General features: G+C 56.6%; 21 protein-coding genes and 1 other RNA gene. 21 read left to right on the top strand and 1 reads right to left on the bottom strand.

Translation table 11 applies throughout. From position 1 onward, the window contains the following. Positions 1 to 6: 6 nt before the first annotated feature. From rsmI to lpxC, 20 genes are all read left to right on the top strand, one after another. On the top strand, positions 7 to 846 hold the full coding sequence (rsmI, locus tag G506_RS0106845) for a 16S rRNA (cytidine(1402)-2'-O)-methyltransferase (protein ID WP_028116214.1): 840 nt from the start codon (positions 7 to 9) through the stop codon (positions 844 to 846). A 22-nt stretch (positions 847 to 868) separates the two neighbouring features. Further along, an RNA gene (gene rnpB, locus G506_RS20405) (RNase P RNA component class A) lies at positions 869 to 1,238 on the top strand. Between the two features lie 203 nt (positions 1,239 to 1,441). After that, positions 1,442 to 1,627: a hypothetical protein gene (locus tag G506_RS21025; protein WP_028116213.1), complete on the top strand. Its 186-nt coding sequence runs from the start codon at positions 1,442 to 1,444 to the stop codon at positions 1,625 to 1,627. Positions 1,628 to 1,837: 210 nt separating this feature from the next. After that, positions 1,838 to 2,557, top strand: a complete 720-nt coding sequence (locus tag G506_RS0106835) for a hypothetical protein (protein WP_028116212.1) — start codon at positions 1,838 to 1,840, stop codon at positions 2,555 to 2,557. Between the two features lie 230 nt (positions 2,558 to 2,787). Further along, positions 2,788 to 3,243 (top strand): division/cell wall cluster transcriptional repressor MraZ, encoded by a 456-nt coding sequence (gene mraZ, locus G506_RS0106830; RefSeq protein WP_028116211.1) that lies wholly within the window; start codon positions 2,788 to 2,790, stop codon positions 3,241 to 3,243. Beyond that, positions 3,243 to 4,190: a 16S rRNA (cytosine(1402)-N(4))-methyltransferase RsmH gene (gene rsmH, locus G506_RS0106825; RefSeq protein WP_028116210.1), complete on the top strand. Its 948-nt coding sequence runs from the start codon at positions 3,243 to 3,245 to the stop codon at positions 4,188 to 4,190. Before mraZ ends, rsmH begins: the two co-directional genes overlap by 1 nt. Before the next feature lie 2 nt (positions 4,191 to 4,192). Continuing rightward, positions 4,193 to 4,501: a cell division protein FtsL gene (ftsL, locus tag G506_RS0106820; RefSeq protein WP_028116209.1), complete on the top strand. Its 309-nt coding sequence runs from the start codon at positions 4,193 to 4,195 to the stop codon at positions 4,499 to 4,501. Continuing rightward, positions 4,498 to 6,237, top strand: coding sequence for a peptidoglycan D,D-transpeptidase FtsI family protein (locus G506_RS0106815; protein WP_028116208.1), 1,740 nt, complete (start codon positions 4,498 to 4,500; stop codon positions 6,235 to 6,237). The genes ftsL and G506_RS0106815 overlap by 4 nt, the downstream gene beginning before the upstream one ends. Further along, a complete protein-coding gene (gene murE / locus G506_RS0106810; RefSeq protein WP_028116207.1) occupies positions 6,221 to 7,699 on the top strand; it encodes a UDP-N-acetylmuramoyl-L-alanyl-D-glutamate--2,6-diaminopimelate ligase in 1,479 nt (492 codons plus the stop codon). The genes G506_RS0106815 and murE overlap by 17 nt, the downstream gene beginning before the upstream one ends. Continuing rightward, on the top strand, positions 7,696 to 9,072 hold the full coding sequence (locus G506_RS0106805) for a UDP-N-acetylmuramoyl-tripeptide--D-alanyl-D-alanine ligase (RefSeq protein ID WP_028116206.1): 1,377 nt from the start codon (positions 7,696 to 7,698) through the stop codon (positions 9,070 to 9,072). Before murE ends, G506_RS0106805 begins: the two co-directional genes overlap by 4 nt. Continuing rightward, positions 9,066 to 10,145: a phospho-N-acetylmuramoyl-pentapeptide-transferase gene (gene mraY, locus G506_RS0106800; protein ID WP_028116205.1), complete on the top strand. Its 1,080-nt coding sequence runs from the start codon at positions 9,066 to 9,068 to the stop codon at positions 10,143 to 10,145. Before G506_RS0106805 ends, mraY begins: the two co-directional genes overlap by 7 nt. Continuing rightward, positions 10,145 to 11,449 (top strand): UDP-N-acetylmuramoyl-L-alanine--D-glutamate ligase, encoded by a 1,305-nt coding sequence (murD, locus tag G506_RS0106795; protein WP_240473395.1) that lies wholly within the window; start codon positions 10,145 to 10,147, stop codon positions 11,447 to 11,449. The genes mraY and murD overlap by 1 nt, the downstream gene beginning before the upstream one ends. After that, positions 11,443 to 12,714, top strand: a complete 1,272-nt coding sequence (ftsW, locus tag G506_RS19095; RefSeq protein ID WP_240473394.1) for a putative lipid II flippase FtsW — start codon at positions 11,443 to 11,445, stop codon at positions 12,712 to 12,714. Before murD ends, ftsW begins: the two co-directional genes overlap by 7 nt. Beyond that, positions 12,711 to 13,790 carry an undecaprenyldiphospho-muramoylpentapeptide beta-N-acetylglucosaminyltransferase gene (gene murG, locus G506_RS0106785; protein WP_028116203.1) on the top strand — a complete coding sequence of 360 codons (1,080 nt, stop codon included), beginning with the start codon at positions 12,711 to 12,713 and terminating at the stop codon, positions 13,788 to 13,790. Before ftsW ends, murG begins: the two co-directional genes overlap by 4 nt. Next, positions 13,790 to 15,256, top strand: coding sequence for a UDP-N-acetylmuramate--L-alanine ligase (gene murC / locus G506_RS0106780; protein ID WP_028116202.1), 1,467 nt, complete (start codon positions 13,790 to 13,792; stop codon positions 15,254 to 15,256). Before murG ends, murC begins: the two co-directional genes overlap by 1 nt. Further along, positions 15,246 to 16,151, top strand: coding sequence for a D-alanine--D-alanine ligase (locus G506_RS0106775; RefSeq protein ID WP_028116201.1), 906 nt, complete (start codon positions 15,246 to 15,248; stop codon positions 16,149 to 16,151). Before murC ends, G506_RS0106775 begins: the two co-directional genes overlap by 11 nt. A gap of 5 nt (positions 16,152 to 16,156) precedes the next feature. After that, a complete protein-coding gene (locus G506_RS0106770; protein WP_051201962.1) occupies positions 16,157 to 16,927 on the top strand; it encodes a cell division protein FtsQ/DivIB in 771 nt (256 codons plus the stop codon). Then, a complete protein-coding gene (ftsA, locus tag G506_RS0106765) occupies positions 16,911 to 18,146 on the top strand; it encodes a cell division protein FtsA (RefSeq protein WP_028116199.1) in 1,236 nt (411 codons plus the stop codon). The genes G506_RS0106770 and ftsA overlap by 17 nt, the downstream gene beginning before the upstream one ends. Before the next feature lie 55 nt (positions 18,147 to 18,201). After that, positions 18,202 to 19,410 (top strand): cell division protein FtsZ, encoded by a 1,209-nt coding sequence (gene ftsZ / locus G506_RS0106760; RefSeq protein WP_028116198.1) that lies wholly within the window; start codon positions 18,202 to 18,204, stop codon positions 19,408 to 19,410. Between the two features lie 111 nt (positions 19,411 to 19,521). After that, positions 19,522 to 20,433: a UDP-3-O-acyl-N-acetylglucosamine deacetylase gene (gene lpxC, locus G506_RS0106755; protein ID WP_028116197.1), complete on the top strand. Its 912-nt coding sequence runs from the start codon at positions 19,522 to 19,524 to the stop codon at positions 20,431 to 20,433. A 17-nt stretch (positions 20,434 to 20,450) separates the two neighbouring features. On the opposite strand, the gene G506_RS0106750 is transcribed toward lpxC, so the two are convergent. Continuing rightward, complete coding sequence (locus tag G506_RS0106750; protein WP_028116196.1) at positions 20,451 to 20,891, bottom strand: DUF721 domain-containing protein; 441 nt, start codon at positions 20,889 to 20,891, stop codon at positions 20,451 to 20,453. A 34-nt stretch (positions 20,892 to 20,925) separates the two neighbouring features. On the opposite strand from G506_RS0106750, the gene G506_RS0106745 reads away from it, so the two are divergent. After that, on the top strand, positions 20,926 to 21,834 hold the full coding sequence (locus G506_RS0106745) for a M23 family metallopeptidase (protein WP_028116195.1): 909 nt from the start codon (positions 20,926 to 20,928) through the stop codon (positions 21,832 to 21,834). The last annotated feature ends 46 nt before the right edge of the window (positions 21,835 to 21,880 follow it).

Below are 21,880 nucleotides of genomic sequence, written 5' to 3'. Positions count from 1 at the left end.
TTAAGTATGTCTTTAGACCTCGCCCTTTATGTGGTGCCGACCCCTATCGGTAACCTTGCTGATATCACTCAACGGGCGCTGCAGGTGCTAGAGCAGGTTAGCCTGATCTGCTGTGAAGACACCCGTCACAGTGGCAAATTGTTTAGCCATTTCGGTATCTCCACCAAGACCTTATCGGTGCATGATCACAATGAACGGCAGCGCGCAGGTACCATCATCGGCAAATTGCAGGCGGGTGAATCGGTCGCGTTGGTGTCCGACGCCGGTACGCCGCTGATCTCCGATCCCGGTTACCATTTGGTTAGCCAAGTGCGTGCTGCTGGCTTTAATGTGGTGCCGCTGCCAGGCCCATGTGCGGCCACCACCGCGCTGTGCGCCTCTGGCCTGCCATCGGATCGCTTTACCTTTGAAGGTTTCTTGCCGGCCAAAGCTAAAGCCCGCACCGATGTGCTGCAAGCGTTGCTGCAAGAGCCGCGCACCATGATCTTTTATGAATCGCCACGTCGTGTACTGGATTCATTGGCGTCAATCGTCGAGGTGATGGGGCCAGAGCGTGAAGTAGTACTCGCGCGGGAGATCACCAAAAGTTTTGAGACCATCAAAGGCTTGCCGGTGGGCGAGCTGATCGACTGGCTTAACGAAGATGAAAATCGCACCCGTGGTGAGATGGTGCTGATGATTGCGCCGTTTCGTGACGATGGCGATAGCCTGCCAGCGGAAGCCTTGCGTACCACCGAATTGTTATGCCAGGAATTACCGTTAAAGAAAGCGGCGGCACTGGCGGCGCAGATCCATGGGGTCAAAAAAAATGCACTCTACAAATATGGGCTCGACCAAGGCTGGTAGAGCCGCTATACTCCGCCGCCTTGGAGTTGGCTAGACAATCGCTGCTTCGTCGTTGTGCCTTCGGGCAGACGGACGGAGGGGAGGAAAGTCCGGGCTCCATAGGGCAGGGTGCCAGATAACGTCTGGGGGGCGCGAGCCTACGACCAGTGCAGCAGAGAGTAGACCGCCGATGGCCTTCGGGCACAGGTAAGGGTGAAAGGGTGCGGTAAGAGCGCACCGCGCAGCTAGTAATAGTTTGTGGCACGGTAAACTCCACCCGGAGCAAGACCAAATAGGCCCCCATTGGCGCGGCCCGCGTTGGGGGCGGGTAGGTTGCTTGAGCCTAGGAGTGATCCTAGGCCTAGAGGAATGATTGTCCTAGACAAAACCCGGCTTATCGGCCAACTCCAACCTATTTGTGAAAAAGCGGCAGTATCTTCGGATACTGCCGCTTTTTCACATTTGGGACCTAGTCAAAGCGCAGAGGAATGCTTGCCCTATCCGCTAACACAGAAACCGGCGGCTTATCGGCCAACTCCTCCTATCCAGAAAAACCGGTAACATCGGAAGATGTTACCGGTTTTTTCACATCTATTGCTTCGAAAAGCGCAGAGGAATGCTTGCCCTATCCGCTAATACAGAAACCGGCGGCTTAGCGGCCAACGCCAACCTATTTTGTGAAAAAGCGGCAGTTGCCGCTTTTTCACATTTGGGGCTTAGTCAAAGCGCAGTGCTAGAGGGAGCGTTCGGTCGTCCCAAAGGGGATCAAAAACAATTCGATATTGTGCTGATGGTGCAATAGCCAGTCGATTTACATCGTCATGGCGTTAGGGTTAACAGATGTATCTAGCGATGCCTGTTACTGCCGCTTCATCATAATCTTGAGTCAGTTGCGACTGCTTTTGCTGCTTTGCTAAGTTGCTGCAATACACATTGATTAACAAATCTCGCGCTCACAATAGCAATGATAATCGCGAGGGGATGCCGACAAAGGATTTGGGGAGCGACAGGGATGACCACCTTTATTAACTATTTGCGCGACAGTAAGCAGGAAAAATTTCTGTTTCTGACATTTGTCATCGCGGTGTTTTGCTCCACCGGCATTGCCGCGGATTGGTTGCTGCAACCTGGCGAGGGTAACGGCCAGATCGGCGTATGGCTGCGCTACTTTGATTGGCAGATTTTCTTCTTTACCGTGGGTTTCTCGACGGCATTGGCGTACACCTTGTATGCGATTGTTCGCATCAGCCAGCAGTTTCGCCATCAAGCTTTGGTGGCCAATCAACTGGGTTACATCACCCGTTGTATCGATAAGCAGTTGCGGCAGTTGTTGCTAACCGAAGCGCAGTTGCGTCAACACGGCACCGAGCAACCGCTGACGGCAGCGTTACTGCAGACGATGGTCGGCAACATTGAAACCATGCCGTACGATGGCAATCGCCTGCTTAATCACAACAACAGTGCCGATGAGCACAGCCTGACCTTACGGCTGAACTTAGTGCAGCAGTATGCGATGCACGTCGAGATCATGACCGGTTTGCGCGGCCAGGTGGAACAACTGAAACGGTTGGCGCGGGATCTGCAGCCGCAGCAGCGGCAGCAGGTCAATAAGCTCAACCAATTGTTGGCCGCGTTTAATCACGACTTACTGTTAAATACCGCCCAAGAGAAATACGCCAAGTTGTTTAATGCCTATTTAGGGTTGTGCCAGCATTTATCGAGGCAAGATTAAGTCTGATTTAATTGGATAATCTAACAAAGCGACCCCAAGGGTCGCTTTGTTGTTTTTAGGGCGCTAGCAAAGACAAATGAGTGCATTTGCGGCGCCACAATCAAATTAAAGCAAAGCGTGTCACGGCGCGGCTTGACAAGGTTTGCACCCACTTCATACACTGAGCAATTAGTGGGAAAAAGTGTATTTTTGTGGATCAAAATGGATCATTAGGCCAAGGATGATCGCCAATGTTTCGGGGTGCTAGCGCCATATCGCTCGACAGCAAAAGCCGGATCACAATACCAACTCGGTATCGTGAGGCGTTGCGTGAGCGCGCCGAAGGCCAATTGATCTGCACCGTTGATCTACGCTCTCCCTGCCTTTTGCTCTACCCCCTGCCAGAATGGGAGCAGGTAGAGCGCAAACTGCAACGCTTGTCTGATACCGTGCCGGCGGAACGCCAGACTAAGCGGATCCTACTGGGCTACGCCACCGATGTGGAGTTGGATAAAGGTGGACGGCTGCTGCTAAGTGCGCCGCTACGCCAATACGCCCAGTTGGATAAATCCCTAATGCTCGTAGGGCAGTTGAATAAATTTGAGATCTGGTCTGAGGCGCTGTGGCAGCAACAATTGCAAGCCGCCACCCAGATCGATCCATACGCCTTTGATAACAACCTCCGGCTACAGGAACTGACACTCTGATGAGCGAATCATTTCGCCATGTGACCGTACTGCTTGATGAAGCGGTTGACGGTCTGGCACTGAAGCCCGATGGGATCTACGTCGATGGCACCTTTGGTCGTGGTGGTCACTCGCGCCACATTCTGTCGCAGTTGGGGCCAAATGGCCGTTTGATCGGCATCGATCGCGATCCACAAGCGGTGGCGGTTGCCGAGCAACTGGCGGCCCAAGACCCACGTTTTCAAATTGTCCACGGGCCGTTCTCCGGGATTGCCGACTACATGGAACAGTTGGGCTTAACCGGCAAGATCGACGGCGTACTGCTGGATCTGGGGGTATCCTCGCCACAACTGGATGACGCCGAGCGCGGCTTTAGCTTTTTGCGGGACGGTCCGCTGGATATGCGGATGGACAACAGCCGCGGCGAAACCGCAGCGCAGTGGTTGGCTCGTGCCGAGGTCAACGACATCGCGTGGGTACTGAAGACCTTTGGTGAAGAGAAGTTCTCCAAACCGATCGCGCGCAAGATCAAAGAGCAGATCGCCGCCGGTGAGCCGATGGATCGCACCCATCACTTGGCTGACTTAATCAGCGCTATGACCCCGGCGCACAAGCGCGATCAGGGTAAACACCCAGCGACCCGCAGCTTTCAGGCGATCCGCATCTACATCAATAGCGAATTAGAAGAGATTGAATCGGCACTGCAAGGGGCGACTCAAGCGTTGGCGCCGGCGGGACGGTTGTCGATCATCAGCTTCCATTCGCTGGAAGATCGCTTGGTTAAGCGCTTTATGCGCAAGCAAAGCCAAGGCGCCGAAGTGCCTCGTGGGCTGCCGATGACCCAAGCTGACATTGACAAGACTCGCGTGTTAAAGCTGGTGGGTAAAGCCCTAAAACCAAGCGATGTCGAGGTTGACGGTAATGCTCGTGCTCGCAGTTCGGTGCTGCGGGTCGCCGAGAAACTGTAACCATGTTCAGCCTCGAACTGCTGCAACTGATCGGCGCCGATCTGCGTCGTTACTGGTATCTGCTGCTGTTAGCGATGCTGGTGCTGATCAGTGCGTTTTGGGTGGTGTTCACCGCCCAAGATGCGCGTCAACTGACGGCTCGCTACAACGATCTGTTGCAGCAGCGGGATCAGTTGGATGTGCAGTGGCGCCATCTGTTGCTCGAAGAGCAAACCCTGGCGGAGCATAGCCGGATTGAAACGTTGGCCCGCAAGCAATTGGATATGCAGCGGCCAAAACCGTCCAACGAACAGGTAATCAGACAGCCATGAGTCGGCAAGGAAAGCGGATCGTAAAACCTCAAGCCAGTGACGGCCGGATGCTGTTCGCGCTGCTGATCTTGTTCGGGGTGTTTGCGCTGATTTTGGGACGCGCGGCTTGGATCCAGGTACTGGATCCTGACTTCTTCCGTTACGAAGCGGATAAGCGTCACTTGCGTGCCACGGTAACCGATGCCGAGCGCGGGATGATCACCGATCGCAATGGCGAAGTGTTGGCGGTCAGTGTGCCAGTGATGGCCGCCTATGCCGATCCGAAAATGGTTCGTGATGGCGATGGTTTTAATGACATGCGTCGCTGGCAAGCGTTGGCGAATGTGTTGGAGATCAACGTCGACGATCTGGTGAGTCGGGTACGTGACAACAAAGGCCGCTTTGTTTACATCAAACGGCAAGTATCGCCGTTGGTGGCAGATTACATTCGTAAACTGAAGATCCCCGGTATCGCCTTAAAAGCGGAATCTCGGCGCTACTATCCTGCTGGCGAGATCGCCGCGCAATTGGTGGGCATTACCAACATTGACGATCGCGGCATTGAAGGGCTGGAGCGCAGCTACAACGATTGGCTGACGGGATCGCCATCCAAGCAACTGGTGCGCAAGACCCCTAACGGCGCCATCATCGAAAACCTATCGGTGTTGGAAGAGGGAGAAAACTCCAACGATCTGGTGCTCAGCCTAGACATGCGCTTGCAGTCGTTGGCGTACACCGCGCTGAAAAAAGCCACCGCTTACCACATGGCCACCTCGGCCTCGTTAGTGATCATCGACATCCCCACTGGGGAAGTGTTGGCGATGGCCAATACCCCAAGTTATAACCCCAACGCCCGCGATGGTCTGAAACCGTTTCAGATGCGCAATCGGGCGATTACCGATGCCTATGAGCCCGGCTCCGTGGTTAAACCTCTGGTGGTGGCGCGCGCCCTTGATATCGGCATGATTCAGGCGGATTCCACCATCAACACCTCACCGGGCTACATGCGGGTGCGTGGTGGCACTGTACGTGACGGTAAAAACTTAGGCACCAAAGATATCGGCACCTTGCTGGTGAAATCCTCCAACATGGCGATGACCAAGTTGGCGCTGCAGATGGATGTGCAGGAACTGCTGGGGTTCTACAGCGGTTTTGGTTTTGGTGGTGAGAGTGGCATTAGCTTATCCGGTGAATCCTCCGGTTACCTGCCCAATCGCAGTCGCTGGTCGGAACACGAACAAGCCACCTTGGCCTTTGGCTATGGCCTGACGGCGACGCCGCTGCAGTTGGCGCGGATGTACGCCATTTTGGGCGGCGGTGGCATCAGTCGACCGCTGTCGATCTTCAAACAAAAAACCATTCCCGCAGGTCAGCAGGTACTGTCCGAGCAAGCCGCCGATGAGGTGGTGAAGATGCTGGCTGGCATCGCCAAAAAAGGCGGAACCGCGCCACGGGCCGCGATTGATGGCTATGAGGTTGCCGGCAAAACCGGTACCAGTCGAAAAGCGGTTGCTGGTGGCTATGGCGAGGATTACGTCACCCTGTTTGCTGGCCTGGCCCCAGCGGACAATCCGCGCTTAGCGATGGCGGTGGTGATTAACGAACCGAAAGGCCAAGACTATTACGGCGGTACCGTCGCTGCACCGGTGTTTGCCGAAGTGATGGGCGGTGCCTTGCAATTATTGAATGTCGAACCAAGCCGGCCACAAACGCAACTGGCCGCGCTGTTTGGGAGTAACGATGTCGCAACTCGATGAGCTGCTGTCCCCTTGGGTCGAGCTAACCACAGGGGTGGAGATCAGCCACGCTCACTTAGACAGCCGGCAGGTACAAGCCGGTGATCTGTTTGTGGCGGTTGCCGGCCATCAAAGTGATGGTCGTGATTATATTGAGGCGGCGATCGCCGCCGGTGCCGTCGCGGTAGTCACTCAAGTCGATTCGCCGCAACAACAGGGGCTGCAAGCTCGTGCCGATGGCGTGCCGGTGGTCGGCATCGCCAACCTTGCCGAGCGCCTGTCGTTGCTTGGCTTACGTTGCTACCCCGATGCCGCTACGCCAACCTTGATTGGCGTGACTGGCACCAACGGCAAAACCACCGTCAGTCAATTGTGCGCTCAGTTACTGGAGGCCTTAGGTCAACGCGCTGGGGTGATGGGTACCGTCGGCAATGGCCTGTGGGGTCAGCTTGAAGCATCGGCAAATACCACTTCGGATCCGCTGACCGTGGCGCGCTCGCTCGCCGCTCAAGCCCAAGCTGGTGCGACCGCCGTGGCGTTGGAGATCTCCAGCCATGGTTTAGCCCAAGGGCGGGTACGACAGTTGCCGATAAGCACCGCAGTGTTTACCAATCTCAGCCGTGATCACCTTGATTATCATGGTGATATGGACAGCTATGCGGCGGCCAAGCAACGGCTATTCAGCCAACCTGGGTTGCAGCATGCGGTGCTTAACCTGGACGATCGCTATGGCGCGCTGTGGCATCGCCAGTTGCAAGGGCAGCTGCACACCATCGGCTACAGCCTTGATGGCGCCGAGTGTCGCGGCGATTACCTGCAAGCGTGTGAGATCGAATACCACCAGCATGGGGTTAGCGCCACCATCCGCAGCAGCTTTGGCGATGGTCAGCTGCACAGCCCACTACTGGGACGCTTTAATCTGGCCAATGTGCTGGCGGCCTTGGCGGCGCTGCTGGCCGAAGGCTACCCGTTGGCGGATCTGCTGCTGGCGGCGCAGTCGTTGCAACCAGCCTGCGGACGGATGGAGTTGTTCGCGGCCGCAGGCCACCCGTCATTGGTGGTCGATTACGCCCATACCCCTGATGCATTGGAACAAGCGCTGCTGGCGCTGCGTCGTCATTGTCTGGGGCAGCTATGGTGCCTGTTTGGCTGCGGCGGCGATCGCGACCGTGGCAAACGGCCACTGATGGCGGCGGCGGCCGAACGCCATGCGGATAAGTTGGTTATCACCGCTGATAACCCTCGCAGTGAAGCGTTCGAGCAGATTATTGCCGATATGCAGCAGGGCTTAAGCCAACCGCCGGCGTTGATCGAATTCGATCGCGCGTTGGCGTTAACCCAAGCCTTTGCGCAAGCCGGTGGCGACGATCTGATCCTGTTGGCTGGCAAAGGTCATGAGGATTATCAAATCGTTGGCAACCAGACTTTGATTTACAACGAACGGGCGCTGGCGGCTCAGTTATTGGCGGAGGCGCAATCATGATAACGCTGACTTTGGCGCAACTGGCAGAGATCCTAGGCGCCGAATTGATCAATCCGACTGATGCCCAAGTCGTGCGCGTTAGTACCAACAGCCGCGATCTGCAGCCGGGCAGCTTGTTTGTGGCGTTGGTGGGCGAACGTTTCGATGCTCACGATTTTATCGACCAAGCGCTGCAAGCTAAGGCGGCCGCGGCTGTGGTCAGCCGTCCGCTTGAGTGCCCGTTGCCGCAATTGCTGGTTGCCGACACCACCCTGGCGCTGGGGCAGTTGGCGGCTTGGCTTAAACAACAGTTGCAGCCATTCACGGTGGCGCTTACCGGTTCGGTTGGTAAGACCTCGGTAAAAGAGATGACCGCCGCCATTTTTGCCCTCGCGGGCAATACGCTGGCGACCAAAGGCAATCTCAATAACACCATTGGCGTGCCGCTGACGCTGCTGGAGCTGACCGAAGATCATCGCTACGCGGTGCTGGAACTGGGCGCCAACGCCCCAGCTGAGATCCGCTATACCGCCAGTTTGGTTAAGCCGCAGGTGGCGCTGATCAACAACGTGCAGCCGGCCCATCTGGAAGGGTTTGGTGGCATCGATGGCGTGGCGCGGGCGAAGAGCGAGATCTTCGAAGCGCTGACGCCAGCGGGAACCGCGGTGGTAAATCTGGATGACGATTACGCCGAGTTTATGCTGGCGCAATTGACCGACCGTAAGGTGTTGACCTTTTCCGCGGTGGGCGCCGCGGATCTGTGGGCCGATGATCTGCAGGCCAATGACAACGGCTGTTACGCTTTTACCCTGCATTGCGGTGAGTGTAGCGAGCGGGTGCAATTGCCGCTGCCGGGTCGTCATCAAGTCAGTAATGCACTGGCGGCCGCCTGTTTGGCCCATGGCGCCGAGTTACCGCTGGCATTGATCGGCAAAGGGTTATCGGCGGCACCACAGGTGCCGGGTAGAACTGAGTTTCATCAACTTTCACAGCAACTTACGGTGATTGACGACAGCTATAACGCCAACTTGGCGTCGACCAAGGCGGCGATCGAACTGTTGGCGACCCGCCAAGGCACCAAGGTGCTGTTGTTTGGCGATATGGGCGAGCTTGGCGACAGCACTGACGAGCACCACGCGCTGGTGGGAAAATTCGCGGCCGAGAAAAGCATTGACCATATGCTGTGTGTGGGTACAGTAAGCCGCTTTGCGGCGCAGGGCTTTGGTAATGGGCAACATTTTGCCAACCAACAGCAGTTGCTAGCGCATCTGCAACCTTGGTTATTACAACTACCTGCACCGATCACCGTGTTAATAAAAGGCTCGCGCAGCGCGCGGATGGAGCAATTGCTGCCACCGCTGCGCCAGCTTTGTGAGGATTACGCCCAATGTTAGTTTGGCTGGCTGAATACCTAACCCAGTATTTCAGCGCATTTAACGTGGTTTCATACCTGACTTTTCGCGCCATCATCAGTTTGCTGACTGCGCTGTCGTTTAGCCTGTGGCTGGGGCCAAAGCTGATCCGCCATCTGCAGCGCAAGCAGATTGGTCAGGTGGTTCGTAACGACGGCCCAGAATCGCATTTCAGTAAGCGCGGCACGCCAACGATGGGCGGCATCATGATTTTGGCGGGGATCTTCGTTGCCACCTTATTGTGGGGTGATCTCACCAATCATTACGTGCTGGTGATGCTGTTTGTGTTGGGCGCTTTCGGTTTGATTGGTTACGTCGATGACTACCGTAAGGTGATCCGCAAAGACCCGAAGGGATTGATCGCCCGCTGGAAATATTTTTGGCAATCCGCCGCCGCATTAGTGGTGGCGATCTACCTGTATTGGCAGGGGCAGCCGGATGGCCACGTTCTGGTGGTACCGTTCTTTAAGGACGTGATGCCGCAACTGGGGCTGCTGTTTATCGCCTTAGCCTACTTCACCATCGTTGGCTCCTCCAATGCGGTTAACTTAACCGATGGCTTGGATGGTCTGGCGATTGTGCCAACCGTATTGGTGGCGGCGGCCTTTGCGCTGGTCGCTTACCTGTCTGGTAACGTTAACTTTGCCCAATACCTGCATATTCCCTATCTGCCGGGCGTTGGCGAGATGGTGGTGGTGTGTACTGCGATGGTGGGCGCGGGCCTTGGCTTTTTGTGGTTCAACACCTATCCGGCTCAAGTGTTTATGGGCGATGTCGGCTCGTTGGCGCTGGGCGCCGGCCTTGGGGCGATGGCGGTACTGACTCGGCAAGAGTTTCTGCTGGTGATCATGGGCGGTATTTTTGTCATTGAAACCCTGTCGGTGATCCTGCAAGTGGGCTCGTACAAACTGCGCAAAAAGCGGATTTTCCGGATGGCGCCAATTCACCATCACTTTGAACTTAAAGGCTGGCCAGAACCGCGGGTGATTGTCCGTTTCTGGATCATCTCCATCTGTCTGGTGTTGCTGGGTCTGGCAACGCTTAAGGTGCGCTAATGATGACGGCGGCGACGGCGAATACCATCGTGCTTGGCTTGGGCATTACTGGCCTCTCGTGTGTGCGCTATCTGCGGCAACAGGGGGAGTCGGTGATGGTGTGGGACAGTCGCAGTCAACCGCCGGGCGCTGATCTGCTGGCGGCGCAGTACCCAGAAGTACTGCTACGAACAGGTGCTCTGGATGGTGCGGTGTTATCCCAAGCGCAGCGGTTGATTATCTCGCCAGGATTGGCGCTGGCGACGCCGGCCGTTGCCGAAGCGATTGCCAATGGCGTTGAGGTGATTGGCGATATTGAACTGTTTGCCCGTGCGGTTGCTGCGCCGGTGATTGCGATCACAGGCTCTAATGGCAAATCCACTGTTACCACTATGGTGGGCGAGATGGCCAAAGCGGCCGGTTGGTCGGTTGGCGTTGGTGGCAATATCGGCGTGCCGGCGCTGGATCTGCTTGGTCAAGGCCATCAATTGTATGTGCTAGAGCTGTCCAGTTTTCAGCTAGAGACGACCCACAGCCTCAACGCAGTGGCGGCAACCGTTTTGAACGTCAGTGAAGATCATCTGGATCGCTATCCCGATTTTGAAGCCTACCGCCAAGCCAAGCTGGCACTGTACCCACAGAGCCAATTGTGTGTCGAAAATGGCGACGATCCGTTAACCGTCAGCGGTGTGGCCAACGCCGTGGCGTTTTCGGTGCAAGGTGAAGCCGCTTACCAGCTGCATGATGGCCAGCTTTATTGTGGCGCGGTGGCGCGAGTGGCGCTGGCGGAACTGCCATTTTTCGGTAAACACAACTACGCCAACGCCCTAGCGGCAATGGCGCTGGCGGACGCCGCGGGCATTCCGGCCGAGGCCAGCAAACAGGCATTGGTTAATTTTCAAAGCCTGCCGCACCGCTGCCAGTTGGTGGCCACCAAAGCGGGGGTGCACTACCTCAATGATTCCAAAGCCACCAACGTTGGCGCGACCGCAGCCGCGCTGGCGGGGCTGGCGGATGAGCCGGGCAACATCTATTTGATCGCCGGTGGCGATGCCAAAGGCGCTGACGTTAATGAGTTAGCGCCGCTGCTGGCGCCACTGGCCGGGCTATACACCTTGGGGAAAGATGGCGATCGGATTGCCGCGCTGCGCCCCGATGCGGTGCCGGTCAACAGCATCGAGCAAGCGGTGCAGCTGGCTGCCAGCCAAGCCACCCCAGGCGATATCGTGCTGTTGTCGCCGGCCTGTGCCAGCTTAGATATGTTCCGCAGTTTTGAGCATCGCGGTGAAGTCTTTGCCGCTGCCGTTGAGGCACTGCCATGCTGATGGCGCTCAAGCAGCGACTCGGCACTCAGCGCTCACCTGCGCGAGCCAATGCCAAGCGGGCGCCGAATGCCGACCGTTTTCGCTGGTCGCTGCCGGTACTGCGGTTGCCGCAAGCGAGCGCCGATCCGCGCTTGTACGATCGCTTGTTGTTGGTGTTGATTGTTAGCTTAATGATGTTCGGCTTGCTGATGGTGACATCAGCGTCGCTGGCAGAAGCATTAAAGCTGAAAGACAATTCGCTGCATTTTGCCATGCGCCAAGGCTTTTTCGTGGCGGTGGCGCTGCTATTACTCGGCGCCTTTAGTACCGTCACCATTCAGACTTGGGAACGTTTTCGGGTGCCGATCGCCTTGATCGCCCTAGGGTTACTGATCGCCGTATTGGTGGTGGGTAAAACCGTAAATGGTGCTCAGCGCTGGATCCCGATCGGGCCTTTTAACCTGCAGGTCGCCGAGGTCGCCAAGTTCGCCCTTGTGGTGTTTATGGCCGGCTACCTGTCTCGTCGCAGCCAAGAGGTGCGCGAAGACATCAAGGGGTTGATCAAAGGGATTGCGCCTTTGGTGGTGTTCGGCGTGTTGCTGATCTTTCAGCCGGATCTGGGCTCTGGGGTGGTGATGCTGGTGATCACCGGCGGCATGCTGTTTTTGGCCGGTGCGCCGGCTGGCGTATTTGTCGGTCTGGTGTTGGCGGCGATATTGGTGGTGGTGATCGCCATTATGGGCTCCGACTACCGGATGGCGCGGGTGCAGAACTTCCTCGATCCGTGGCAAGACGAATACGGTGCTGGCTATCAGTTGACCCAAAGCTTAATGGCCTATGGCCGCGGCGATTGGGGCGGCCAAGGGCTAGGTAACTCAATTCAAAAACTTAACTACCTGCCAGAAGCGCATACCGACTTTATCTCGTCGGTGATCGGCGAAGAGCTGGGCTTTTTGGGGATCGCCACTATTGTGCTGATGCAGCTCGCGTTGGCGCTGCGAGCCTTGTGGATTGGTCATCTGGCGCTGCGGGTCGAGCAAGCCTTTGCTGGCTACATGGCCTACGGCATTGGTATTTGGTTTAGTTTTCAAACGGCGGTAAACATCGGCGCAGCGGTAGGCATTTTGCCGACCAAAGGGTTGACTCTACCGCTGGTTTCTTATGGTGGCAGTAGCCTGTGGGTAATGACCGTCGCAGCGGCAATTTTGGTGCGAATCGATTTTGAACGACGATTGGCGCAGAGCGCGTTAGTGGCAACCCCAAACGCAGAACAGGAGACGCCATGAGTGGCAAACGTTTATTGGTGATGGCCGGTGGCACCGGTGGTCACGTTTTTCCAGCCTTAGCGGTGGCGCGGCAACTGCGCGAGCAAGGCTGGCAGGTACAGTGGTTAGGTACCGCAGAGCGGATGGAAGCGCGCTTAGTGCCGCAGCATGGTTTTGAGATCAAGTTTATTGATATCAAAGGGGTGCGCGGTAACGGCTTGCTGCGCAAGTTGTTGGCGCCGCTGCAGATCCTAAAGGCCACGGTGCAAGCTTTACAGATCCAGCGCCAGTTTAAACCGGATGTCGTGCTGGGGATGGGCGGGTACGCCTCTGGCCCCGGCGGCATCGCCGCGTGGTTGCGGCGCACGCCGCTGGTGCTGCATGAACAAAATGCGGTTGCTGGTGCCACGAATAAGATCTTGGCACGCTTTGCCAGTAAGACCTTGGTGGCCTTTGCCGATGTGTTGCCGCAGTCGCAGCACGTGGGTAACCCGGTGCGGCGCGAGCTGATCCGCTTAGGTGATGCGCAACCGGTGATCGCCAATGAACAGCTTAAAGTGCTGGTGGTGGGGGGCAGTCTTGGTGCCAAAGCGTTGAATGACGCGGTGCCAGCGGCGGTCGGCCGCATTGCCGCCGAAACCCACATCACCGTCTGGCATCAAGTGGGGCGTGGCAATTTGGAGGCGGTGAACAGCCAATGGCAGCAAAATGCCCCTGGCGTTGGCGCTCAAGTTACCGAATTTATTGATGATATGGCCGCAGCTTACGCTTGGGCTGATGTGGTTATCAGTCGCGCTGGCGCGTTAACGGTGGCCGAATTGGCCGCCACCGGCCGACCGGCGATTTTGGTGCCATTTCCGCAGGCGGTGGACGATCATCAAACCCGCAATGCCGAGGCTCTGGTGGCGTGCGGAGCGGCGGTATTGCAGCCGCAAAGTACGCTGACCGCCAAGGGCTTGGCGGCGCAGCTATTGGCGTTTAGCCACAATCCAGAGCAATTGAATCAGATGGCACAGGCGGCACGACAGGCCGCAGTGCTGGATGCTACCGAGCAGGTGGCAGCCATTTGTGAACAGCTAACAGTTCGAGGCGGTTAATGAAACCGACACAACCTTCCGAGGTTAAGCCGATCCCCCACGGCGCAATGGGGCGAGTACGACGGATCCACTTTGTTGGTATCGGTGGCGCAGGCATGGGCGGTATTGCTGAAGTGCTGGTCAACGAAGGCTACCAAGTCAGCGGTTCTGACATCGGCATGAACGCCGTCACTCATCGCTTAAGTGATCTAGGTGCGGTGATCTACAAAGGTCACCATGGCGATTGGGTTAAAGACGTTGATGTGGTGGTGGTTTCCACCGCGATTGCGGCGGATAACCCAGAGCTGGTGGCGGCGCAGCAAGCGCGGATCCCGGTGGTACGCCGAGCTGAAATGCTGGCGGAGTTGATGCGTTTTCGCCACGGCATTGCCGTGGCTGGTACCCACGGCAAAACCACCACCACCAGTTTGACCGCCAGTTTGTTTGCTGGCGCGGGGCTGGATCCCACCTTTGTGATTGGCGGCAAGCTCAACAGCGCCGGCACCAATGCCCGTTTAGGGCAAAGTCATTATCTGGTGGCCGAAGCCGATGAATCCGACGCCAGTTTCCTGCATCTGCAGCCGATGCTGGCGGTGGTGACCAACATCGAACCGGATCACATGGACACCTACGGCGGCGACATCAACAAGCTGTACGACACTTTTGTTGATTTTCTGCACAACTTGCCGTTCTACGGCACTGCGGTGATGTGCTTGGATGATGAGGGCGTACAAGCAGTGTTGCCACGCATAGGTCGGCGGATTGTGACCTACGGTTTCCATCCCGACGCTGATGTTCGTGCGGTCGATTACCGCCAAAACGGCACGCAAACCCTGTTTACCTTGGTGCGCGAAGGCCATAAGCCATTGCCGCTGATCCTCAATCTGCCTGGCCGCCATAACGTCCAAAACGCCCTAGCGGCGATTGCGGTGGCGATGCAAGAAGGGGTAACCGACGAGGTATTCAGTTCGGCGCTGCTGCAGTTTGAGGGGGTGGGTCGTCGCTTCCAACAATATGGCGAGTTCGAGACTGGCAAAGGCTCGGTGCTGTTGGTGGACGATTACGGCCATCACCCATCGGAAGTAGCCTGTACCATTAAAGCGGCCCGTGCCAGTTGGCCAGAGCGGCGCTTGGCGATGGTGTACCAGCCCCATCGTTACAGCCGTACCCGCGATCTCTATGAAGATTTCGTGGCGGTACTGGCCGAGGTTGATTGCCTGCTGCTGATGGAAGTTTACAGCGCTGGGGAGGAGCCGATCCCGGGCGCCGATAGCCGTGCTCTGTGTCGTTCATTGCGACAGCGCGGTATCGATCCTGTGTATGTGCCGTCACCAGAGGCGCTGCCAGCGCTGCTGGCGGAACAGATGCGAGATGGCGATGTGGTGCTAACCCAAGGGGCGGGCAACATCGGAGAGCTGGCTAAACGGTTAGCGCAGCTGCAATTATCAGTAGAAAAGTTACAACAGGAAGGCGCAGATGAGCGGTAAGACTGCGGTATTGTTTGGTGGCACCAGCGCCGAGCGCGAGGTGTCGTTGCGTTCCGGTCAAGCGGTGCTGGATGGCTTGCTGCGTGGCGGCATTGATGCGGAAAAGTTCGATCCAAAAGAGCGACCGCTGACTGAGCTAAGCCAGTACCAGCGTGCCTTTATCGTTTTGCACGGCCGTGGTGGCGAAGATGGCAGCATGCAGGGCGCTCTGCAACTGCTGCAGATCCCGTTTACCGGCAGCGGTTTACAGGCCAGCGCATTGGCGATGGACAAAGTGAAAACCAAGCTGTTGTGGTCGGCGCTTAAGTTACCAACCGCGCCGTTTGCGGTGGTAAGCAAGCACAATTACCAGCCGCAGCAACTGACCGAAATGGTTGAACGTCTTGGTCTGCCATTGATGGTGAAACCGGCCAACGAAGGCTCGTCAGTGGGGATCGCCAAAGCCAACACCGTTGAGCAGTTACTGGCGGCGGTCGATACGGCGCTGCAGCTGGATCACAGCGTGCTGCTGGAAGCGTGGATTGATGGCCCAGAATACACCGTGGCGATCATCGGTGATGAAGTGATGCCGGCGATCCGCCTGCAAGCGGCCAACGAGTTTTACGACTACCAAGCCAAGTATCACTCCACTGAAACCCAATACCATTGCCCATGCGGCTTGTCCGAAGCGGACGAACGGGAACTGCAAGCGCTGGCGCTGCAAGCGTTTCAATCCGTTGGTTGTCGCCACTGGGGACGCGTTGATGTGATGCGCAGCAGCGATGGCCAGTGGCAGTTGCTGGAAGTTAACACCGTTCCTGGCATGACCGAAACCAGCTTGGTGCCAAAGGCGGCCAAAGCGGCGGGGATCGACTTTGATGCGTTGGTAAAGCGCATCTGGGCGATGGCGGAATAGTTGCGATGAAACTGGCGTGGCGACCTCGGCTAAGTGCGCAAGCGGGCTGGCATAACGTCCGTTGGGAGCTGTGGCTTGGGGTGGCCTGTTTGCTGCTGACGTTGGCGGGGTTGGTACGGGCGGCGATGGCGTTGGCCGACATTGCTAACGATGCCAGCCAAGTGCCAATCACGGAATTGGCATTGTTTGGCGAACGCCGCTTCACCAGCGATGCCGATGTCGCAGCGGCGATGCTGCCGTTTACGGAACAATCGCTGTTTAGCGCTGACGTCAGTTTGGTCAGCGATACCCTAGTGGCACTGCCGTGGATCGATCGCGCGGCGGTGCGACGGGAGTGGCCAAATCGACTGCGGGTGTTTTTGCAAGAACAGGTGCCGGTGGCGCACTGGGGTGAACAGGGCTGGTTGAATCAACGGGGCGAAGCGTTTTTAGCGCCGCGCCGGGACGAACTAAGTCAGTTGCCCTTCCTGCAAGGGCCGGCGGGCAGCGAACAAAAAGTGTGGCAAATGTGGCAGCAACTGAGCGCCATTTTGGCGCATAGTCAGCATCAGGGGCAGCGCTTACAGCTGAGCTCGCGGCATGCTTGGCAGTTGCAACTGCATGGTGGCATTGAGCTGGCGCTGGGGCGCGATGACACCTTGGCGCGATTACAGCGATTTATTGATGTGTGGCCGCAGTTGGCACAGCAGCCGCGGCAGCCACAACGAATAGATTTACGATACGACACGGGCTTGGCCGTGCAATGGCAGGAACAACATAATGACAACCAGTCATGAAGCCGGTGTGATTATCGGATTAGACGTCGGCACCGCGCAGACCACTGCGGTGATCGGCGAAACCTTGCCGAATGGCGAGATCACCGTACTCGGTTATGCCGTGCAACCCTCTCGTGGCATGGACAAAGGTGGCGTCAACGATCTCGATTCGGTCAGTCGCAGCGTGCAGTTGGCGCTGGATCAAGCGGCTTCAATCGCCGAATGCGAAGTGGATGCGGTCTACTTAAGCATCTCTGGCCGTCATATTCAGTGTCAGAATGAACACGGCATGTGCTCGATCGATGGTGCCGAAGTGACCGCCGAGGACGTTAAGCATGTGATCCACACCGCGCAGACGGTCAAGATCCCCACCGAGCGGCAGATCTTGGACGTGTTGCCGCAGGACTTCATCATTGATGAACTGGAAGGCATTCGCAGTCCTGTAGGGATGTCTGGGGTGCGGATGCACGCCAACGTCCATATGGTCACCTGCGCCGCAGATTGGGCGCGCAACATCACCAAATGCGTTGAGCGCTGCAATGTGCGGGTGGATAAATTGGTGTTTTCTGGCATCGCTTCAGCCCATGCAGTGCTTACCAGCGACGAGAAAGACCTTGGCGTTTGCTTGGTCGACATCGGTGCCGGTACTACCGATATCGTGGTGTATGCCAATGGCGCCCTGCGTCACTGCGCGGTATTGCCGGTGGCCGGCAATCAGGTGACTAGCGACATCGCCAAGATTTTCCGCACGCCGATGAGCCACGCCGAGCAGATCAAGGTCGATTATGGCTGCGCCCGAGCGGCATTAGTTGGCCAAGAGGAGAGCATCGACGTGCCCTCGGTCGGTGGCCGTCCGGCGCGAACCATGTCACGCCAGACCCTGTCTGAGGTGGTTGAACCACGTTACCAAGAGATCTTTGAGCTAGTGGCACAAGAATTGCGTCGAAGTGGCTTTGAAGAACAGGTGGCAGCGGGTATCGTACTCACCGGCGGCACCGCCCGCATAGAAGGGGCGGAAACCGTTGCCGAAGAGATTTTTGGGATGCCGGTTCGAGTGGGATCCCCTCAGCCCGTTAAAGGCCTAACGGATTACGTTAATGAGCCGAATTTTGCTACCGCAGTGGGGCTGCTGTATTACGGCGTAGCAGAACAGAACAAAAAAACCGAATCGCAACCGGCAGAGGGCGGCATCGGCCGAGCCTTTGAACAGTTGCGCAACTGGTTTAATAGCGCTTTTTAATTGTCGCTACTAGCGGCAACTACGATTTTGGACGCGGACACAACGGAGATAAATGATGTTCGAGATTATCGACACGAATGATGGTGATGCGGTCATTAAAGTGATCGGCGTAGGCGGTGGCGGCGGTAACGCCGTTGAGCACATGGTTGAACAGACCATTGAAGGGGTGGATTTCATCTGCGCCAACACCGATCTGCAAGCGCTGCGCAAATCCTCAGCGCAAACCACCATTCAATTGGGCAAGGATGTCACCAAAGGTTTGGGTGCAGGTGCCAACCCAGAAGTGGGTCGCGAAGCGGCACTGGAAGATCGGGAAACCATCCGTAACGCCATTGCGGGTTCCGACATGGTGTTTATCGCTGCCGGTATGGGTGGTGGTACTGGTACCGGTGCGGCGCCAGTGGTAGCACAGATCGCCAAAGAAGAGGGCATTCTGACCGTTGCGGTAGTCACCAAGCCATTCTCTTTTGAAGGTAAAAAGCGCAGCTTCTACGCCGAACAAGGTGTCGAACAACTGGCGCAGTACGTTGATTCACTGATCATCGTACCAAACGATAAATTGATGAAAGTACTGGGCGGTCGCACCAGTCTGTTGGACGCCTTTAAAGCGGCCAACAACGTCCTGCTGGGCGCGGTACAAGGCATTGCTGAGCTGATCACCCGTGAAGGTCTGATCAACGTTGACTTCGCCGACGTGAAAACCGTGATGTCGGAGATGGGTAACGCCATGATGGGTACCGGTGTTGCTCGCGGTGAAGACCGTGCCGAAGAAGCGGCGGAAGCGGCGGTTGCCTCGCCACTGCTGGAAGATATCGACTTGACCGGTGCTCGCGGCATTCTGGTGAACGTAACCGCCGGTCTGGACATCAGCATCGAAGAGTTCGAAACCGTGGGTCACCACGTTCGTGCCTACGCGTCTGATAACGCCAACGTGGTGGTGGGTGCGGTGATCGATCCTGAGATGACCGACGAACTGCGGGTAACCGTGGTTGCTACCGGTATCGGTTCTGAGAAGAAGCCGGACATCCAACTGGTATCCAAGCCAGCGGTAGCTAAACCAGAGCCAGCAGTGCAACGCCCAGAAGTGGCGGCACAGCAGCCAAGCGCGGCGCAGCAAGCGATCGATGGCATGCAAAGCTTCGGCTCTGCGGCAGCAGAACCAACCGCACCTGCCGGTCCGGCGGCTGCGGCGGCGAAACCAAAGACTCACTCTGCAGCGGATCTGCTGGATGTCCCAGCGTTCCTGCGTCGTCAGGCCGATTAAGGCAATCGACAAGCATAGTGGTTATTGATAAGTACAGAAGTTGGCCAATTGTGAACGGCGTGATATCATTCGCGCCCAATTTACCGAATAGGCAGTAGGAGCAGCTGAGCAATGAGTAAACAACAGACTCTACAGCGTCCGATCCAAGCCGCAGGTGTAGGCTTACACTCCGGCAATAAGGTGACGATGGTGATCAAGCCAGCCCCAGTGAACACTGGGATTGTCTTCCGTCGCGTGGATCTTGATCCCGTGGTGGAGGTGCCTGCCCGTGCCGATTTGGTTAAAGAAACCACCTTGTGTACCGGTTTAAGCACCGACGCTGGCGTGAAAGTGCTGACCATCGAACATTTGATGGCGGCCATCGCCAGCCTTGGCATTGATAACGCTTACATCGAGGTCGACGCCCCTGAGGTGCCGATCATGGATGGCAGTGCCAACCCTTACCTGTTCTTGCTGCAAAGCGCCGGTATCGCGGAGCAGTCCGTGTCCAAAAAGTATCTGCGTATTCGCAATACCGTACGGGTAGAGGATGGCGACAAGTGGGCAGAGTTCCGCCCGCACAACGGTTTCCGTTTGGATTTTTCCATCGACTTTAACCACCCTGAGATCAGCCGCAGCGCCCAGCGTTTGGCGTTAGATTTCTCTGCCGAAAGTTTCAGCCGTGACATCAGTCGCGCCCGTACCTTCGGCTTTATGAAAGACATCGAGTTTTTGCGTGCCAATAACTTGTGTCTGGGTGGCAGCATGGAAAACGCCATCGTTTTGGATGAGTTCCGTATTCTTAATCCAGACGGTTTGCGGGATCCAGACGAGTTTGTGAAGCACAAGATCCTCGACGCCGTTGGCGACTTGTATCTTGGCGGCCACGCGATTTTGGGTGAATTCCGCGCTCACAAATCCGGTCACGCGCTGAACAACAAATTGATCCGAGCGGTACTGGCGGCGGCAGAAAGCTACGAACTGGTTAGCTTTGAACGCCCAGAGCAAGCGCCAATCGGCTTCCTTGCTCCTAGCCTCGCTTAATCAGCATTAGTGATTGCCTAAGATTGGCCGCTCCGCAGAGCGGCCAATTTTTTTATCTTTTCGGCCAACTCGCCATCCAAACTATCGGCTAGGGCATTGAGGTGATCGCTGGCTTTAGCGCTTAATTGCTTGGTGTGTTGCGGCTGCTCCCGGCTGATTTTGGCCATCAGCGGATTTACTTTCAATTCGATGCTCGAGAGCATTGGAAAGCCGTTGCGGCGCAGCTGTGATAGGATTTCCAGTCGTTCATATTGCAACCGAGTCGCCCAAACTGCCGAAGCCACCTCAATAACAAGAGTGCCACTTCGCATATTTGCAACTCGGATTTGGGAATGCAGCGCCGGATCGGTAGCATCCAGAAGCGCTTGCTGCAGTTTGCCGGTTTGACTGGTTTGCTGCTGCAACTGTGCAAATCGTTGTCCCGCCAACATGGCGAGATCCTGCGGTTTGGATTTCATCTTAGGTAATACGTAACTTCTTCTGACCAACGCCATGAGTGTAACAGTTCTTCTTCGTACTAAGCACGGTACGCACCGCTGGCAACCGGGTAAGCGTTGGTTTTCTCTGCCAGTGATGCTGATGCTGCTCTCTAGCGGCCTGTGGTACTGGCACCAACAGCAACTGGTGCTGGCACAGCTTGAGCAACAGTCCAATCAGCAAGCGCGCACTGAACAGCAGCAGCGCTATGCCCAGTTAAAACAGCAAACCGACGCACAATTGGCGTTATTGGCCAGCAAAATCGGCCAACTGCAAGCGCGGATGAATCGCCTTGATGCCATGGGCGCGGCGATGGCCGAACAGGCCAATTTGGCTGATCAATTTCACTTCGACAGTGCCGTGGGTCTTGGTGGCCCAGCCAGTGCCGATCAACAAGCGCTTGAGCTTTCCGAGCTAATCCAGCAACTTGAGTTGCTGCAGCAGCGACAGCAGCGGGCAGATAATCAACTGCCGCTACTTGAAAGCTTAACCCGCAACCACCATATCGACTTTGACCGTTATCTTAGTGGCCGACCACTGAAGAGCGGTTGGCAATCTTCCACCTTTGGTTATCGTAACGATCCCTTCACCGGTCGACGGACGATGCATCGCGGCACCGATTTTGCCGGTACCGAAGGGGGAGAGGTGATTGCTACTGGGGCAGGGGTGGTCTCCTACTCTGGTAAGCTGTACGGTTATGGCAATCTGGTAGAGATTGACCATGGCAACGGCTATAAGACCCGCTACGGGCACAACAAAGCGAATCTGGTGGAGTTAGGCCAACTGGTTGCCAAAGGGGAAACTATCGCGCAGATCGGCAGTACCGGTCGCTCGACAGGGCCTCATGTGCACTACGAGGTGTTAAAGAACGATAAGCAGGTTGATCCCGACCGCTACGTGTACCGCAAACCACGCAGCGAATAGGCGACGGCCATACAGAATCACCAAGGATCGGTGGCGATCCACAACT

Source organism: Ferrimonas senticii DSM 18821 (genome assembly GCF_000422665.1).
Classification (GTDB): Bacteria; Pseudomonadota; Gammaproteobacteria; order Enterobacterales; family Shewanellaceae; genus Ferrimonas; species Ferrimonas senticii.
This window is presented reverse-complemented; position numbering and strand designations above follow the sequence as displayed.